This is a genomic window from Rhodovulum sp. YNF3179 (assembly GCF_050586465.1).
In the GTDB taxonomy this organism is placed as follows: domain Bacteria; phylum Pseudomonadota; class Alphaproteobacteria; order Rhodobacterales; family Rhodobacteraceae; genus CAJXYS01.
Map to the genome: position 1 here is coordinate 417,669 of NZ_JBOCEG010000001.1, position 14,645 is coordinate 432,313.

The window sequence follows — 14,645 nt, forward strand, 5'->3', positions numbered from 1 at the left end:
CCATGGCACAGGGCCGCGACTCCTTCGATCCGATCCGCCGCGCCGTTCTCGGCGGGCTGTTGTCCGGCGTGGCCAGCGCGGCCATGGCCGGGGCGCCGCCGACCTCGCTGCGCCCGCGCCCGCGCGGGCGGGTTCTGCCGCGCCGCGCGGTCGCCGCGCCCGAGACCCTGATAGAGCAGGCCAAGATCTCGGGGCAGGTCAGCTTCGCGGTGGCCGATGCCGATACCGGCGAAATCCTCGAGACGCGCAGCCCGCTTCTGCGCCAGCCCCCGGCCAGCGTCGCCAAGACGGTCACCACGCTCTACGCGCTCGAGACGCTGGGGCCGGCCTACCGCTTCCAGACCCGGCTCGTGGCGACCGGGCCGGTGGAAGAGGGCGTCGTGAAGGGCGACCTCGTACTGCAGGGCGGCGGCGACCCGACGCTCGATACCGATGCGCTGGCGGCACTCGCCCGCGATCTCAAGTCATACGGGATCGAGCGGGTCGCGGGGCGCTTCCTCGTCGATGCCAGCGCGCTGCCGGACTTGCCCCATATCGATCCGGGCCAGCCGGATCACGTCGGCTACAACCCGGCGATCTCGGGGCTCAACCTGAACTTCAACCGCGTGTTCTTCGAATGGAAGCGGGGCGCGGGCGGCTACGACCTGACGATGGATGCCCGCTCGGCCCGCTATCGCCCGCGCGTCAGCATCGCGCAGATGGAGGTCGTCGACCGCGCCCACCCCGTCTACACCTATTCCGAGAGCGCCGGCCGCGATGCCTGGACCGTCTCCAAGAAGGCGCTGGGCAGCGGTGGCGGGCGATGGCTGCCGGTCCGCCGGCCCGGGGGCTATGCCGGCGAGGTCTTCCACACCATCGCCCGCGCCGAGGGGATCGCGCTGTCGAAACCGACGCCGGGACAGGGCAGCGGGGCCGTGCTGGCCCAGCACTCAAGCGCCGAGCTTTCGGTGATCCTGCAGGACCTGCTGAAGTATTCCACAAACCTGACCGCCGAGACCGTCGGGCTGACCGCGACCCGGGCCCGGGGGGCGCCGGACGGGTCGCTGGCGGCCTCGGCCCGGGCGATGTCGGACTGGGCCATCGACCGCCACGCCGTCCGGAACATGGCACTGGTGGATCATTCGGGGCTAGGCCCGGACTCGCGCGTGTCGGCGCGCGCGATGCTGCAGATGCTGCTGTCTTCGGGCTGGGACGGGCCACTCCGGCCGCTGTTGAAGCCCGTGCGTTTCAAGGACGAGCGCGGCCGGCCGATGCGGAACCATCCCGTCGAGGCGGTCGCCAAGACCGGGACGCTCAATTTCGTCAGCGGGCTCGCGGGATACTTCCAGGTGCCCGGCGGGCGCCGCATGGCCTTTGCCATTTTTGCCGCGGACCTGCCGCGGCGTGCGGCGATCCCGCCCCAGAACCGCGAACGCCCGCCGGGTGCGCGGCCCTGGGCGGTGCGGGCGCGCGCGCTGCAGCAGGACCTGATCGAACGCTGGGCGCAGCTTTACGGGGCGTGAGCCGGGTCAGACCGTCAGGTGACGCGCCCGCGCGCCCTGTTCGATGGCCGCGCCGTGCAGGCGGTCGATGTTGAGCTGGTAGCGGATTTCCTCGAGCAGGCGCAGTTCCGTTTCGCCGAGGCGCCCGTCCGCCGCCGCCACGTCGCAGGCCAGCGCGTAGGCGGTCTCGTTCAGCCGCTCCGGCAGGCTCTCGCGGATGAGGGCGAAATAGGCGTCGAGCCCGTCCTCCTCCTCGAACAGGTCGAACACCGTCTCGGAAATCCAGCGCATCCGGTCGATGTCGTAATTCGCGAAGACCGGCAGCAGGTTCACGATCGACTGGATGGTGACCAGTTCCGAGGTCCGGATATCCTCGTCGGAAGCCGAAATGCCGATCATGACCGCGATCAGCGCATCCTGCGGCGTCAGGGTGGGAAGGTCTCTGGTCACGGCGTTCTCCATGCGTCTCTGCAGCTGCACAATATTGACGGCGCGCTGGGCGGGCAATAGGTAGCGGGCCTGACCGCGCGGCAGGGGCCGCGCCCACCAATCAACCCGGAAGTAGAGACATGTCTGATCTGCGCGACGCCGCGATGAAGTCCAAGGCCTGGCCGTTCGAGGAAGCCCGCCGCATCCTCAAACGTTACCAGAAGGCCGCGCCCGAGAAGGGCTATGTCCTCTTCGAGACGGGCTACGGGCCGTCGGGGCTGCCCCATATCGGCACCTTCGGCGAGGTCGCGCGCACCACGATGGTGCGCCGCGCCTTCGAGACGATCTCGGACATCCCGACCAGGCTGATCTGTTTTTCCGACGATATGGACGGGCTGCGCAAGGTACCCACCAACGTGCCGAACCAGGAGCAGATGCAACAAGACCTGAACCTGCCCCTGACCAAGGTGCGCGATCCCTTCGGCACCCATGACAGTTTCGGCCATCACAACAATGCCCGGCTGCGGGCCTTCCTCGACCGGTTCGGCTTCGAGTACGAGTTCGCGTCCTCGACCGAGTATTATGCCTCCGGCCGGTTCGACGCGGCGCTGATGACCGTTTTGGAACGCTTCGACAAGATCATGGAGATCATGCTGCCGAGCCTCGGCGGGGTCGAGGCCGAACGGGTCAAGACCTATTCGCCCTTCCTGCCGGTCAGCCCCAAGACCGGCCACGTCCTGCAGGTGCCCACGCTGGAGCGCAACGTCGAGAAAGGCACCATCGTCTACCAGGAGCCCGACGGCGAGAAGATCGAGGTGCCGGTCACCGGCGGCCATGTGAAGCTTCAGTGGAAGCCCGACTGGGGCATGCGCTGGGCCGCGCTCGGCGTCGATTACGAGATGTATGGCAAGGACCTGATCCCGTCGGCGGAACTCAGCTCGAAGATCTGCCGCGCGCTGGGCACGCCGCAGCCTGAACTGTTCAACTACGAGCTTTTCCTCGACGAGAACGGGCAGAAGATCTCGAAGTCCAAGGGCAATGGCCTCAGCATGGAAGAATGGCTTACCTATGCCAGCCCCGAGAGCCTGTCGCTCTTCATGTACCAGAAGCCCAAGACGGCCAAGCGGCTCTATTTCGACGTGATCCCGAAGGCCGTGGACGAGTATCACCAGCATCTCCGCGCCTTCGAGACCCAGGATGCGGCCGGCCAGTTGAACAACCCGGCCTGGCACATACACGAGGGCCGGCCGCCGAAATCGACGATGGTCGTGCCCTTCGCCATGCTGCTGAACCTTGCCGCGGTCTCGGGCGCCGAGGACAAGGACCGGCTCTGGGGCTTCATCAAGCGCTATGCCCCCGACGCGAGCCCCGAGGCCAATCCCGATCTCGACGCCGCGGCCGAATTCGCAGTGCGCTATTTCCGCGATTTCGTGGCCCCCACGCGCGAGTTCCGCGCGCCCAGCGACGCGGAGCGCGCCGCGATGGAGGATCTTGCCGGGCGCCTGCGCGCCTGGGAGGACGGGCTCGACGCCGAGGCGCTCCAGAGCGTCGTCTTCGCGGTCGGCAAGGAGCATGGCTTCGAGCCGCTGCGCGACTGGTTCAAGGCGCTCTACGAGGTGCTTCTCGGGGCCAGCCAGGGCCCGCGTTTCGGCGGCTTCATCGCGCTCTACGGCATCGATGAGACCGTCGCGCTGATCGAAAGGGGTCTTGCGGGCGAGCTGGGCTGAGCCGGCGCCGCGCCGCGTCCCGGACCATCCATCGGACCTGCCGGCGGGCCGGCGGCGCATCGGGTCCGTGGGCAACGCGGCACGCGGCGCGCGGCCCGTTTCAGGCCGGCCGGCGGATCCCCGGACAGCACGGTAGACCGCCGGCTCGTGGCGGTCGCCGAGACAGGCGCCCAGCTCTTTCGCCCCGGCGCCCCGGGCCGAAATTGAAACCGCCTGCCCCTTTGATCCGTATGTCCGGTAGCTGGTCTGAACCGAAAGGAAACCCGATGCGCCGCCTTGCCCTTGTCGTTACGCTCTTCGTGGTGGTCGCGGGACCGCTCCGGGCAGAGCCGGATCCGCAGGCGATCCAGGGGATCATCTCGTCCCAGATCGACGCCTTTCTGGCCGAGGATCCCGATGCTGCCTTTGCCTTCGCCGCCCCGAACATCAAGCGGCGCTTCGGCACGCCCGAGGTTTTCGGCCGCATGGTCCGGCAGGGATACCCGATGGTCTGGGCGCCGGAGGACGTGCGGTATCTCGAGCTGCGCCGGATCGCCGGCACCTGGTACCAGAAGGTGCTGATCACCGATGACGACGGGGCGCTGCACGTGCTCGACTATGCCATGACCGAGACCGTGGATGGCTGGCGGATCGCCGGTGTGCAGATCCTGCCGGCGCCGGAGGTCGGCGTCTGACGGCCTTGGCGTAGCGGGGCACGCGCACCGCGCGGTCGGTTCACCCTTGCGAAAGACCTGTCCCTGACCCTTTTGCGCGATCCTCCGCCCGGCGTGGCGGCGGTCGCGTATCTCGGAGAGTCTCACTGATCCTCGCCCGGCCGGTCCGGGTGGCAGGCCGCGTCCGGCCGCCGGGCGGGGACTTGGAAAAGGACAGGTCATGAACAAGGCGATCACCGACGGGCTGGTCCTGATGCCGCCCGCCTTCGCAGACGGTTTGGACATCTGGTCGCGGGGCGACGGCACCCCGGGTTCGGCCAGCTACGCGGGCACCGGCAGTGCGGCGCTGGTGCCGGCCGACCAGGATTTCGGCCACTGCCTCGAACTGCTGAAGACCGAACCCGTGCAGAAACTGCGCTATACGGGCGAAACGCCGCTCTTGCCGGGCTGCTACCTGCGTATCCGCGCCCGGGTCAAGGCCGTGAGCGGCACCCTGCCGTCGGTGCGGATCGCGGCCTGGGCCGGCGGCCCGGGCGGCGCCCATGTGAGCGGTGTGCCCGAAACCGGGCCGTCGGTCGCGCTGACCGGCTACGGCCAGGTGGTCACGGTGGAGGCGATCGTCGGCACCGGAACCCGGACGGGCGTCGACATGCCATGGGGCACCGGCGCGATCTACGGGCATTTCGGCCTCGACATGACCGGCGAGACCGGCGGCGTGGTGCGGATCGACGCCATCGAGATCGAGGACGTGACCGGCGTCTTCCTGCGCGACATGATGGACTGGGTGGACGTGCGCGACTACGGGGCCGCGGGCGACGGGGCGGCCGATGATCACGCGGCTTTCCTCGCGGCCGACGCGGCGGCCGAGGGGCGCGAGATCCTCGTGCCGGCGGGACGCTACAGGATCGCCGAGTCGATCACCCTGCATAACCGGGTCCGTTTCGAGGGCCGGCTGGACATGCCGGCGGCGGCGCGGCTGTCGTTGATGCAGAACTTCGACCTGCCGAGCTATATCTCGGCTTTCGGCGGCGACGAGCCGATGGCCGTTCGCAAGGCGCTTCAGGCCCTCATGAACTTCACCGACCACGCCTGTCTCGACATGGGCGGACGGCGCGTCCAGCTTTCCGAACCGATCGACGTGCAGGCGGCGGTCGACAACAAGGAGGTCTTTGCCGTCCGCCGCGCGATCCGCAACGGCCAGTTCGACGCCCAGCCGGACCCCGCCTGGGACGATACGGTCGTCACCGCAACGGCCCGGTACGACCGGACGAAACCCCTCGAGCTGCGCGACGTCGCCAATGCCGCGCAGATCCCTGTCGGTGCGCTGGTCACCGGTGACGGCGTCGGGCGCGAGGTCTATGTGCGCGAAAAGAACGTCGGCGCCGGGATCCTGCAGCTCAGCCAGGCGCTCCACGGGGTCTCGGGCACGCAGGAGTTCACCTTCCGTCGCTTCAAATACGTGCTCGATTTCAGCGGTTTTTCGTCGCTCAGTTCCTTCGTGATCGACGACGTCGATATCCAGTGCAACGGCCATTGCAGCGCGATCCTGCTGGCGCCGGCGGGGCTGGCCTTCCATCTGCGGGACAGTTTCGTCACCAAGCCCAAGGATCGCGGCATCACCTCGATCGGGACGGGCTGCCAGGGAATGCTGATCGACCGCAACCAGTTCCTGTCCAGCGAACAACCGGTCCGCGCCCAGGACCGGACGTCGATTGCCTTCAACGTCAACGCAAACGACGTGAAGCTGCGCGACAACCGGGCGGTCAAATTTGCTCATTTCGGGGTGATGCACGGCACCGGGCATCTCGTCAGCGGGAACCATTTCTTCCAGGGCGACGACGAGCAGAACGGCGTGCGCCAGGCCGGTCTCGTGCTGACAGACACCAATGTCCAGACCACGATCACCGGAAACTACATCGACAACAGTTTCATCGAGTGGGGCAACGAGCATGATCCCGCGCCGCAGATGTCCAACGAGTACTCCTTCGGCGGGCTCACGATCACCGGCAACACCTTTGTCGCGGCCCGTGTCGGGCCCTGGTTCCGCTGGCTGGTCGTGAAGCCCTACGGTCCGGACCACTTCATCCACGGGCTGTCGGTCAGCGACAACGTGTTCCGCACGTTCAACGCGCAGGTCGACCGGGTGGAGACCGTCGACGAGAGCTTCGCAACGCTCGACATGGGCCGGGCGCGCAACGTGACCGTCAGCGGCAACACCTTCAACGGGGTGGGGCAGTTCATCGCCAATCCCGTCGTCCAGGACCACAGCGCCGAGAGCCCGGACCGCGTCTGGACCATCGGTTTCGACGGCAAGCTGCCTTTCGGCGGGCGTGCGCGGCTCGTCTCTGCCGTGGTGGCAGAGGGCGAGATGCGTGGCGGCAGCGGGCAGGCGGTCTATGCCATGCCCTGGGTCGCGACTGAGACCGGCACCGCCCGCGACGAGGTCCAGCTGACCTGGCCCGAGCCGGTGGAGGGCCGCGTCCGCGTCACCGTGCGGATGGACAATCCCGCCTGATCCGGCCGTGCGGCCCCGACATGCCGCGCGGCGCGGCCCGCGCCCGCCGCCGCGGCTCAGCCTGCCAGGTCGGCGGCGGCCAGGGTGAAGGCCTTACCGAAACCGGCGTTCAGGAAGGCCGTGTCGACGTCGAAGATCACGAAGGCGAAATCGGTGAAGTCGGCATAGAGCGCCGCCTTGGGCCGCGCCGCCAGGTAATGCGCGCGCAGCCCGGCATGGGCGTCGCTCCCGCGCGGGACGATGGCGGCCCGCGCCTGGATCGTGAGGCGCGGATGGGTCAGGGGATCGCCCCTGGCCCCGGGCTCGCCGACGAGCAGCGAACAGCGTGGATCCTCGGCCAGCGCGGCAGTATGCGCGGCGAGCGAGGAGATCAGGCTCATCGGTCGCCCGTCGGGCGCGCGGGCCAGGGCAATGCGCGAGAGCATGGGCGCCCCGCTCGCGGGGTCCAGCACGCCCAGCGCGGCATGCCGGGCCGCGGCCAGCAGGGCGCGGGCGGTGTCTTTCGCCTCGGCGTCGGCGGGGCGGATGGGGGACGGATCGACCATGCGCCAAAGCTAGCCCGGTCCCGTGGATCCCGCCAGCCCCGCCTGCGGCGTCAGGGGACGTGCAATCGGTCGGCAACTGTGCCATGCTGCGCCGCAGCATAAGCCTTGGAGGTCCCGAATGCCCGGCAACATCATCACCATCGCCCAGCAAAAGGGCGGGTCCGGAAAGACGACGCTGGCGGTCAATCTCGGGCTCGCCTGGCACAAGGCGGGGCGGAGCGTGGCCTTTCTCGACACCGACCCGCAGGGCAGCCTCGGGCGCTGGTTCATGACACGTCGCGCGACCCTTGGCGCGGAAGAGGGGATGGAGTTCTCCACGGCGTCGGCCTGGGGGGTATCCTATGAATGCGACAAGCTCGCGCGGGCCCATGACGTCGTGATCGTCGACACGCCGCCCAAGGCCGACGCGGACCTGCGTCCCGCGCTCAGGGCGGCCGACCTGGTGCTCGTGCCGGTCGCCTCGAGCCAGGTGGATCTCTGGGCCACCGAGGGGGTGCTGGACCTTGCCCGGCGCGAAGGCCGCCCGGTCCGCGTGGTGCTGAACCGCACCCGCGCGGGCACCCGTCTCGCGGCGGAGGTGGCGGAGAAGGCCGCGGCGCTCGATGCCGATGTCGCCGTGGCGGTCCTCGCAAACCGGGTCGCCTATGCCGAGACGCTGGGGCAGGGGCTTGGCGTGCTGGAAGCCGGCCGCAAGGGACCGGCCGCGGCAGAGATCACGGCGCTTGCCGACGAGATCGCCGCGGCGCTCTGACCCGGCGGCGTTCTGTGCCCTTGCAAGCGGCGCTGCGCTGCGTTCTCCTCTCGGATGTAACGAGAGGAGGAGATTACATGCGACTGATACTCGCGATGACGGCGATCCTTGGGCTCGGCGCCGGTGCGGCCGCGGCGCAGGACGATGTCGAGGTGAAGATCGCCAAGGACCGGCCCACCGTCACGGTCGACACCGGCGGCGGAGAGGTCACGATCCAGCGGATCCAGGATACCGACCACGAGATCACCGGCGAATTCGCACGGACATCGCGGCCCTGTCCACCGTTCTGCATCCAGCCGATGACGCCGGCCGAGGGCGTCACCACGATCGGCGAGCTGGAACTGCTCGACATGCTGGAAGACCCCGAGGCCATCGTGATCGACAGCCGCACCACCGACTGGTATGTCGACGGCACGATCCCCGGCGCGATCAACATTCCCTATACCCGCATCAACGACGAGCTGGCCCGGCTGGGCTGCGAAATCGATTTCGACGGCTGGATCTGCGACGAGGCCAGGCGGGTCGCGCTGTTCTGCAACGGGCTCTGGTGCGGCCAGTCGCCCACCGCGATCCGCAACATGATCGAGGCGGGCTACCCGGCCGACCGGATCTTCTATTATCGCGGTGGAATGCAGTCCTGGCGCGTGCTGGGGCTGAGCGTGACGGTGCCGGGATCCTGAGACCGGCACAGCGACGCATGATATAGGTCAAGGCAGGGGGCGGGCCGGACGGGCAGGGTGACCCGGACAGCAAGGAGGTCCGCCCCATGTACAGCAACATCCTCGTTCCCATCGCCTTCGATCACGAGCGTGACACGAACGCGGCCCTCGCGGTCGCGCGCCAGCTGCGCGCGGCGGGCGGGCATATCACCGCGCTCAACGTCGAGGAGGAAGTGCCGCAATTCGTGGCGCGCTACATCCCCGAGGACAGCCGCGCCGACAGCCGCGAGGCGATCACCGAGGCGCTGCGCGCGCGCATCGGCCATGCCGAGGATGTCGAGGTCGCGGTCGTCACCGGCCATGGCGGCGAGGCCATCGTCGACTACGCCCGTGACCACGGCATCGACTGCATCGTCATCGCCTCGCACCGGCCGGGCGTGCAGGATTACTTCATCGGCTCGACCGCGGCCCGGGTGGTCCGTCATGCGCCCTGCGCGGTACATGTGGTACGCTGAGGCGGCAGGCCGAAAGGAGTCGCCATGCCAAGCATATCGACCGGTTTCGACGGGCAGACCGTCATCACCACCTTCGAGGTCACGCCCGGCACGGCGCAGGACCTGCTGGACGAGTTGACGGATGCCTATGACAGCTTCATCTCGCGGCAGCCGGGTTTCATCGCCGCGGCGCTGCACGTCAACGATGCCCAGACGCGGATTTCCAACTACAGCCAGTGGCGCCGGCGCGAGGATTTCCTGGCGATGCTGCGCACCCCCGAGATGCGGGAAAGGAACCGCAGGATCAACGAGCTTTGCAAGAGCTTCGCGCCGGTGATGTACGACGTGGCGGCATGCTTCGACTGAGCGGGCGACTCGTCGGCTGCGCCGGGCTGTTGCTGGCGCTGGCCGGCTGCGGCGTGCCGCTGGTGCCCCTGATCTGAACCGGGTACACCCCCGGCGCGACGTGCGTGGCGGGCTTGCGGGTCCGGGAAAACGCGATCCGTGACGCGGAAGATCAGGGGATACGCATGGCGGGTTCACCGGGCATGCCCGTGACGTTCAGCCCTTCCGCTTGCGCCGCACATTCCCACCCCGCTGCCCCGGCCGCCCCGCCGTCGACCGTCCGCTGGCCTTCGTCGCCTCGGCCGATGCCTTTTCCACCGCCTGCTGGCGCGCCAGCGGGTCGTCATGCACGGCGAGGTCCACGGCCTCGAGCCGCTGGATCTCGTCGCGGAGCCGTGCGGCCTCCTCGAATTCGAGGTTCTCGGCGGCTTTCATCATCCGGTCCTTCAGCCCGTCGAGATGAGCCTGCAGGTTCTGCCCGACCATCGGCTTCTCGATCTCGGCGGTGACGCGGGCCATGTCCGTGTCGCCCTTGTAGAGCCCGGCCAGCACGTCCTCGACGTTCTTGCGGATCGTCTCGGGGGTGATGCCGTGTTCCTCGTTATAGGCGATCTGCTTGGTACGGCGGCGGTCGGTCTCGCCGATGGCGCGTTCCATGCTGCCCGTGACGCGGTCGGCATACATGATCACCCGGCCGTCCGCGTTCCGCGCCGCCCGCCCGATGGTCTGGATCAGCGAGGTTTCCGAGCGCAGGAAACCCTCCTTGTCGGCATCGAGGATCGCCACCAGCCCGCATTCGGGGATGTCGAGCCCCTCGCGCAGCAGGTTGATCCCCACCAGCACGTCGAAGGCGCCGAGGCGCAGGTCCCGCAGGATCTCGATCCGCTCGATCGTGTCGATGTCGGAATGCATGTAGCGCACGCGGATTCCCTGTTCGTGCAGGTACTCCGTCAGATCCTCGGCCATGCGCTTGGTCAGCGTGGTGCAGAGCGTGCGGTACCCCGCCTGACTGACGCGCCGCACCTCGTCCAGCAGGTCGTCGACCTGGGTGCCGACCGGGCGCACCTCCACCGGCGGGTCGAGCAGGCCGGTGGGCCGGATCACCTGCTCGGCGAAGACGCCGCCGGTCTGATCCAGCTCCCACGGGCCGGGCGTGGCCGAGACGAACACGGATTGCGGGCGCATCGCGTCCCACTCCTCGAACTTGAGGGGGCGGTTGTCCATGCAGGAGGGCAGGCGGAAGCCGTGCTCGGCCAGGGTGAACTTGCGGCGGTAGTCGCCCCGGTACATGCCGCCGATCTGGGGGACGGTGACATGGCTCTCGTCGGCGAAGACGATGGCGTTGTCGGGGATGTATTCGAACAGCGTCGGTGGCGGCTCGCCCGGCGCGCGCCCCGTCAGGTAGCGCGAGTAGTTCTCGATCCCGTTGCAGGCGCCGGTGGCCTCCATCATCTCGATGTCGAAATTGGTGCGCTGTTCCAGCCGCTGGGCTTCCAGCAGCTTGCCCTCGGCGACCAGCTGATCCAGCCGCTGGCGCAGTTCCTTCTTGATGTTGGTGATCGCCTGCCTGAGCGTCGGCTTCGGCGTGACGTAATGTGAATTCGCGTAGACGCGGATACGGTCGAAGGTGCCGGTCTTCTCGCCGGTGAGCGGGTCGAACTCGGTGATGGTCTCGAGTTCCTCGCCGAAGAACGACAGCCGCCAGGCCCGGTCCTCGAGGTGGGCGGGGAAAATCTCGAGCACGTCGCCGCGCACGCGGAAGGTGCCGCGCTGGAACGCCTGGTCGTTGCGCTTGTATTGCTGGGCCACCAGGTCGGCCATGATCTTGCGCTGGTCGTAGTCGTTGCCCGCGACCAGGTCGAGGGTCATGGCGCCGTAGGTCTCGACCGACCCGATACCGTAGATGCAGCTGACCGACGCCACGATGATCACGTCGTCGCGTTCCAGAAGCGCCCGGGTGGCCGAGTGGCGCATCCGGTCGATCTGCTCGTTGATCTGGGCTTCCTTCTCGATATAGGTGTCCGAGCGGGGCACGTAGGCTTCGGGCTGGTAGTAGTCGTAGTAGCTGACGAAATACTCCACCGCGTTGTCGGGAAAGAACCCCTTGAACTCGCCGTAGAGCTGTGCGGCCAGCGTCTTGTTGGGCGCCAGGATGATGGCCGGGCGCTGGGTTTCCTCGATCACCTTGCCCATGGTGAAGGTCTTGCCGGTGCCCGTCGCGCCCAGCAGCACCTGGTCGCGTTCGCCTTCGGCGACGCCGCCGGCAAGTTCGGCGATGGCGGTCGGCTGGTCGCCGGCCGGCTGGAACTCGGTCTGCATCACGAAGCGCTTGCCGCCTTCGAGCTTCTCGCGTTCGTCAACATCCGGGGCGGGGGCGTGGAGAATCGGGTCTGACATGGATCGCTTTCTCGTCGGAACTGTTCCTAGGATGGGCCCAAACGGCGCGGGTTCAAGGCGGGCGTTGACGCCGATGGGGCGTCGGCGCACCTTCGGGGCATGATCCGGGCGGTTTGTCTCGATATAGCGGGTGTGCTCTACCAAGGCGATGCGGCGGTTCCCGGCGCAGCGGACGCCGTGGCACGGCTGCGGGCGGCCGGCCTGCCGGTGCGGTTCCTGACGAACTCGTCCCGCAGCCCGAAACGCGCCGTTCTGGAAAAGCTTGCCCGTTTCGGGATCGCGGCCGCCCCGGACGAGCTGTTCACCCCCGTCGCCGCCGCCCGCGCCTGGCTGGACGAGACAGGTCACCGGGCCCATTTGCTGGTGCACCCGGCACTCGAGGAGGATTTCGCGGGGGGCGACTGGCAGGGTCCGCCGGCGGTCGTTCTCGGCGATGCGGGGGCAGGTTTCACCTATGACCGGCTGAACGCCGCATTCCGGCTGCTGGCCGATGGCGCGCCGTTTCTCGCGCTGGCGGCGAACCGGGTGTTCCGCGACGCCGATGGCCTGCTCAGCCTGGATGCCGGGGCTTTCGTCCGGGCGCTGGAATATGCCAGCGGGACCGAGGCGCAGGTGCTGGGCAAACCCGCGCCGGCGTTTTTCGCGGCGGCGGTCGCCAGCACCGGCTGCCCGCCGGGAACCGTCGCCATGATCGGCGACGATGCCGAGAACGACGTGGCCGGGGCGCTGCGCGCGGGGCTCGGGCAGGGGGTTCTTGTCCGCACGGGCAAGTATCGCGCCGGCGACGAGACGGCGGTGGACCCGCCGCCCTCACACCTGGCCGACGACCTGGGCGCCGCGGTGGCGCATATTTTGAACGACGCCGGCTGACCGCCACCGGGTCCGGCGCGAGGAGAGAGCAGATGAGCGATACCTTCTTCCAACCCGTTTCGGGATTCGAGCTGCCGCGCTTCGCCGGTGTGCCCAGCTTCATGCGCCTGCCGCATGTGCCGCCCGGGCATCCGCGCTTTCCCGAGGTGGAGATCGGGCTGGTCGGCGTGCCCTGGGACAGCGGCACCACGAACCGCCCCGGGCCCCGCCACGGCCCGCGGCAGCTGCGCGATCTCTCGACGATGATCCGGGCCGAGAACGGCGCGACCGGTATCCGCCCCTTCGAAGCGGCGCGCTGCGCGGATCTGGGCGATGTGGGGCCGAACCCCGCCGACCTGCAGGACAGCATGGACCGGATCACCGCCCTTTACGGCCAGCTGCGCGCGGCGGGCATCCGGCCGCTTACCGCGGGGGGCGATCATCTCTGCTCCTTGCCGATCCTGCGTGCGCTCGCCGCCGACGCGCCGCTCGGCATGGTGCATTTCGACAGCCACACGGACCTGTTTCACAGCTATTTCGGCGGCACGATGTATACCCACGGCACGCCGTTCCGCCGCGCGGTGGAAGAGGGGCTTCTCGACCCGAAGCGTGTCGTTCAGATCGGCATCCGCGGGACGGCCTACGACCGCGAAGACCGGGATTTCGCCGACAGCGTCGGTATCCGGGTCATTCCGATCGAGGAATTCCACGCCCGTGGCGTGGCCGACGTGATGCAGGAGGCCCGCGCCATTGCCGGCACGGGGCGGACATACGTGTCCTACGACATCGATTTCGTCGATCCGGCCTTCGCGCCCGGCACCGGCACACCCGAGGTGGGCGGTCCGAATTCCTTCGAGGCGCTCGAGGTGGTCCGCGCGCTGGCGGGTCTCGATATCGTGGGCGCCGACATGGTGGAGGTCTCGCCACCCTTCGACCCGAGCGGGAACACGGCCTTTCTCGGCGTGTCTATCATGTTCGAGCTGCTGTGCGTGATGGCGTCCGCCGGCGCGCCCTGACGGCGGCCGATCCGGCGCTCGGCCGTGTGGCGCGGCCGTGCTATGAATGGTCCGGAGACGAAACCGGACTAGGTATTTCGTATGCGCGCGCTCTTTCTGATCCTCGCTCTCTTCGCGTCCCCCGCCGCCGCGGAAGACGTGGAACTCGAACTCGTGCTGCTGGCCGACGCCTCGGGATCGATCACCGCGCAGGAGATCCAGTTCCAGCGTGAAGGCTATGCCGAGGCCATGACCGATCCCGGCGTGCTGTCCGCCATTTCCAATACCGCCTATGGCGTGATCGCCGTGACCTACGTGGAATGGGCGGCCAACACCGCGGTGGTCGTCGACTGGACCCGGATCGACGGCCCCGAGAGCGCGGCCGCCTTCGCCGCGGCCCTGGTGACCCCGCCCCGGCAGGCCTATGGACGCAACGCGATCGGATCGGCGCTGCTGGACGGCAAGCGCATGATCGAGGAAAACGGGTTCGAGGGCTGGCGCAAGGTGATCGATTTCTCCGGCGACAGCCCCAACAGCTATTCGGGTCCGTCCATCGAAGCGGCGCGCACGGAGGTCGTGGCGGCCGGGATCACCATCAACGGCCTGCCGATCCTCTGCCGGTTCTGCGACACGCCCGCCCGCTACCCCGACCTCGGCGCGATCTACGAGCAACGCATCATCGGCGGTCCGGGTGCCTTCGTCGTGACCGCCGCGAACGAGGCGGACCTCGCCGACGCGATCAAGCGCAAGCTGATCCTCGAAATCTCGGGCGAGATGCCGGCCGCACAGGTTGCCCGGCGCTGAC

The 14,645-nt window shown here is 68.5% G+C and carries 14 protein-coding genes; 11 read left to right on the plus strand and 3 right to left on the minus strand.

From position 1 onward, the window contains the following. The first annotated feature begins 2 nt into the window (after positions 1–2). Positions 3–1,502 carry a D-alanyl-D-alanine carboxypeptidase/D-alanyl-D-alanine endopeptidase gene (gene dacB, locus ACQ5SP_RS02145; RefSeq protein ID WP_430935949.1) on the plus strand — a complete coding sequence of 500 codons (1,500 nt, stop codon included), beginning with the start codon at positions 3–5 and terminating at the stop codon, positions 1,500–1,502. Positions 1,503–1,508: 6 nt separating this feature from the next. On the opposite strand, the gene ACQ5SP_RS02150 is transcribed toward dacB, so the two are convergent. Beyond that, the gene (locus ACQ5SP_RS02150) at positions 1,509–1,943 is read right to left on the minus strand and encodes a tellurite resistance TerB family protein (protein ID WP_430935951.1); all 435 of its coding nucleotides are present in this window, start codon (positions 1,941–1,943) and stop codon (positions 1,509–1,511) included. Positions 1,944–2,050: 107 nt separating this feature from the next. Here ACQ5SP_RS02150 and ACQ5SP_RS02155 point away from each other — a divergent pair, with 107 nt between their 5' ends. The 3 genes from ACQ5SP_RS02155 to ACQ5SP_RS02165 all read left to right on the plus strand — a co-directional run bounded on the left by ACQ5SP_RS02155 (position 2,051) and on the right by ACQ5SP_RS02165 (position 6,805). Beyond that, positions 2,051–3,637: a lysine--tRNA ligase gene (locus ACQ5SP_RS02155; protein WP_430935953.1), complete on the plus strand. Its 1,587-nt coding sequence runs from the start codon at positions 2,051–2,053 to the stop codon at positions 3,635–3,637. A gap of 266 nt (positions 3,638–3,903) precedes the next feature. Beyond that, complete coding sequence (locus tag ACQ5SP_RS02160) at positions 3,904–4,311, plus strand: DUF4864 domain-containing protein (RefSeq protein WP_430935955.1); 408 nt, start codon at positions 3,904–3,906, stop codon at positions 4,309–4,311. Between the two features lie 199 nt (positions 4,312–4,510). Then, a complete protein-coding gene (locus ACQ5SP_RS02165) occupies positions 4,511–6,805 on the plus strand; it encodes a glycosyl hydrolase family 28-related protein (RefSeq protein WP_430935957.1) in 2,295 nt (764 codons plus the stop codon). 56 nt (positions 6,806–6,861) lie between these two features. Here the strand turns inward: ACQ5SP_RS02165 and ACQ5SP_RS02170 are convergent, their stop codons facing one another. Beyond that, positions 6,862–7,350, minus strand: a complete 489-nt coding sequence (locus ACQ5SP_RS02170) for a pyridoxamine 5'-phosphate oxidase family protein (protein ID WP_430935959.1) — start codon at positions 7,348–7,350, stop codon at positions 6,862–6,864. A 118-nt stretch (positions 7,351–7,468) separates the two neighbouring features. On the opposite strand from ACQ5SP_RS02170, the gene parA reads away from it, so the two are divergent. From parA to ACQ5SP_RS02190, 4 genes are all read left to right on the plus strand, one after another. Continuing rightward, positions 7,469–8,101: a ParA family partition ATPase gene (gene parA, locus ACQ5SP_RS02175; protein ID WP_430935961.1), complete on the plus strand. Its 633-nt coding sequence runs from the start codon at positions 7,469–7,471 to the stop codon at positions 8,099–8,101. A 77-nt stretch (positions 8,102–8,178) separates the two neighbouring features. Then, positions 8,179–8,781 carry a rhodanese-like domain-containing protein gene (locus tag ACQ5SP_RS02180; RefSeq protein ID WP_430935963.1) on the plus strand — a complete coding sequence of 201 codons (603 nt, stop codon included), beginning with the start codon at positions 8,179–8,181 and terminating at the stop codon, positions 8,779–8,781. Positions 8,782–8,867: 86 nt separating this feature from the next. Further along, on the plus strand, positions 8,868–9,275 hold the full coding sequence (locus ACQ5SP_RS02185) for a universal stress protein (protein ID WP_430935965.1): 408 nt from the start codon (positions 8,868–8,870) through the stop codon (positions 9,273–9,275). Between the two features lie 24 nt (positions 9,276–9,299). After that, on the plus strand, positions 9,300–9,620 hold the full coding sequence (locus tag ACQ5SP_RS02190; RefSeq protein WP_430935967.1) for an antibiotic biosynthesis monooxygenase family protein: 321 nt from the start codon (positions 9,300–9,302) through the stop codon (positions 9,618–9,620). Between the two features lie 195 nt (positions 9,621–9,815). Here ACQ5SP_RS02190 and uvrB read toward each other — a convergent pair whose 3' ends face one another. Then, positions 9,816–11,996, minus strand: coding sequence for an excinuclease ABC subunit UvrB (gene uvrB / locus ACQ5SP_RS02195; RefSeq protein WP_430935969.1), 2,181 nt, complete (start codon positions 11,994–11,996; stop codon positions 9,816–9,818). Positions 11,997–12,095: 99 nt separating this feature from the next. On the opposite strand from uvrB, the gene ACQ5SP_RS02200 reads away from it, so the two are divergent. The 3 genes from ACQ5SP_RS02200 to ACQ5SP_RS02210 all read left to right on the plus strand — a co-directional run bounded on the left by ACQ5SP_RS02200 (position 12,096) and on the right by ACQ5SP_RS02210 (position 14,644). Continuing rightward, entirely contained in the window at positions 12,096–12,866 is a 771-nt protein-coding gene (locus ACQ5SP_RS02200; RefSeq protein WP_430935971.1) for a TIGR01458 family HAD-type hydrolase, read from the plus strand. Positions 12,867–12,898: 32 nt separating this feature from the next. After that, a complete protein-coding gene (locus tag ACQ5SP_RS02205; protein ID WP_430935973.1) occupies positions 12,899–13,861 on the plus strand; it encodes an agmatinase in 963 nt (320 codons plus the stop codon). An 81-nt stretch (positions 13,862–13,942) separates the two neighbouring features. Next, positions 13,943–14,644 carry a DUF1194 domain-containing protein gene (locus ACQ5SP_RS02210; RefSeq protein ID WP_430935975.1) on the plus strand — a complete coding sequence of 234 codons (702 nt, stop codon included), beginning with the start codon at positions 13,943–13,945 and terminating at the stop codon, positions 14,642–14,644. Position 14,645: the final 1 nt, after the last annotated feature.

Excerpts from the sequence above, each read along its gene's own strand:
- dacB (WP_430935949.1), top strand. The coding sequence starts at position 3 with ATGGCACAGGGCCGCGACTCCTTCGATCCGATCCGCCGCGCCGTTCTC.
- ACQ5SP_RS02150 (WP_430935951.1), bottom strand. The coding sequence starts at position 1,943 with ATGGAGAACGCCGTGACCAGAGACCTTCCCACCCTGACGCCGCAGGAT.
- ACQ5SP_RS02155 (WP_430935953.1), top strand. The coding sequence starts at position 2,051 with ATGTCTGATCTGCGCGACGCCGCGATGAAGTCCAAGGCCTGGCCGTTC.
- ACQ5SP_RS02160 (WP_430935955.1), top strand. The coding sequence starts at position 3,904 with ATGCGCCGCCTTGCCCTTGTCGTTACGCTCTTCGTGGTGGTCGCGGGA.
- ACQ5SP_RS02165 (WP_430935957.1), top strand. The coding sequence starts at position 4,511 with ATGAACAAGGCGATCACCGACGGGCTGGTCCTGATGCCGCCCGCCTTC.
- ACQ5SP_RS02170 (WP_430935959.1), bottom strand. The coding sequence starts at position 7,350 with ATGGTCGATCCGTCCCCCATCCGCCCCGCCGACGCCGAGGCGAAAGAC.
- parA (WP_430935961.1), top strand. The coding sequence starts at position 7,469 with ATGCCCGGCAACATCATCACCATCGCCCAGCAAAAGGGCGGGTCCGGA.
- ACQ5SP_RS02180 (WP_430935963.1), top strand. The coding sequence starts at position 8,179 with ATGCGACTGATACTCGCGATGACGGCGATCCTTGGGCTCGGCGCCGGT.
- ACQ5SP_RS02185 (WP_430935965.1), top strand. The coding sequence starts at position 8,868 with ATGTACAGCAACATCCTCGTTCCCATCGCCTTCGATCACGAGCGTGAC.
- ACQ5SP_RS02190 (WP_430935967.1), top strand. The coding sequence starts at position 9,300 with ATGCCAAGCATATCGACCGGTTTCGACGGGCAGACCGTCATCACCACC.
- uvrB (WP_430935969.1), bottom strand. The coding sequence starts at position 11,996 with ATGTCAGACCCGATTCTCCACGCCCCCGCCCCGGATGTTGACGAACGC.
- ACQ5SP_RS02200 (WP_430935971.1), top strand. The coding sequence starts at position 12,096 with ATGATCCGGGCGGTTTGTCTCGATATAGCGGGTGTGCTCTACCAAGGC.
- ACQ5SP_RS02205 (WP_430935973.1), top strand. The coding sequence starts at position 12,899 with ATGAGCGATACCTTCTTCCAACCCGTTTCGGGATTCGAGCTGCCGCGC.
- ACQ5SP_RS02210 (WP_430935975.1), top strand. The coding sequence starts at position 13,943 with ATGCGCGCGCTCTTTCTGATCCTCGCTCTCTTCGCGTCCCCCGCCGCC.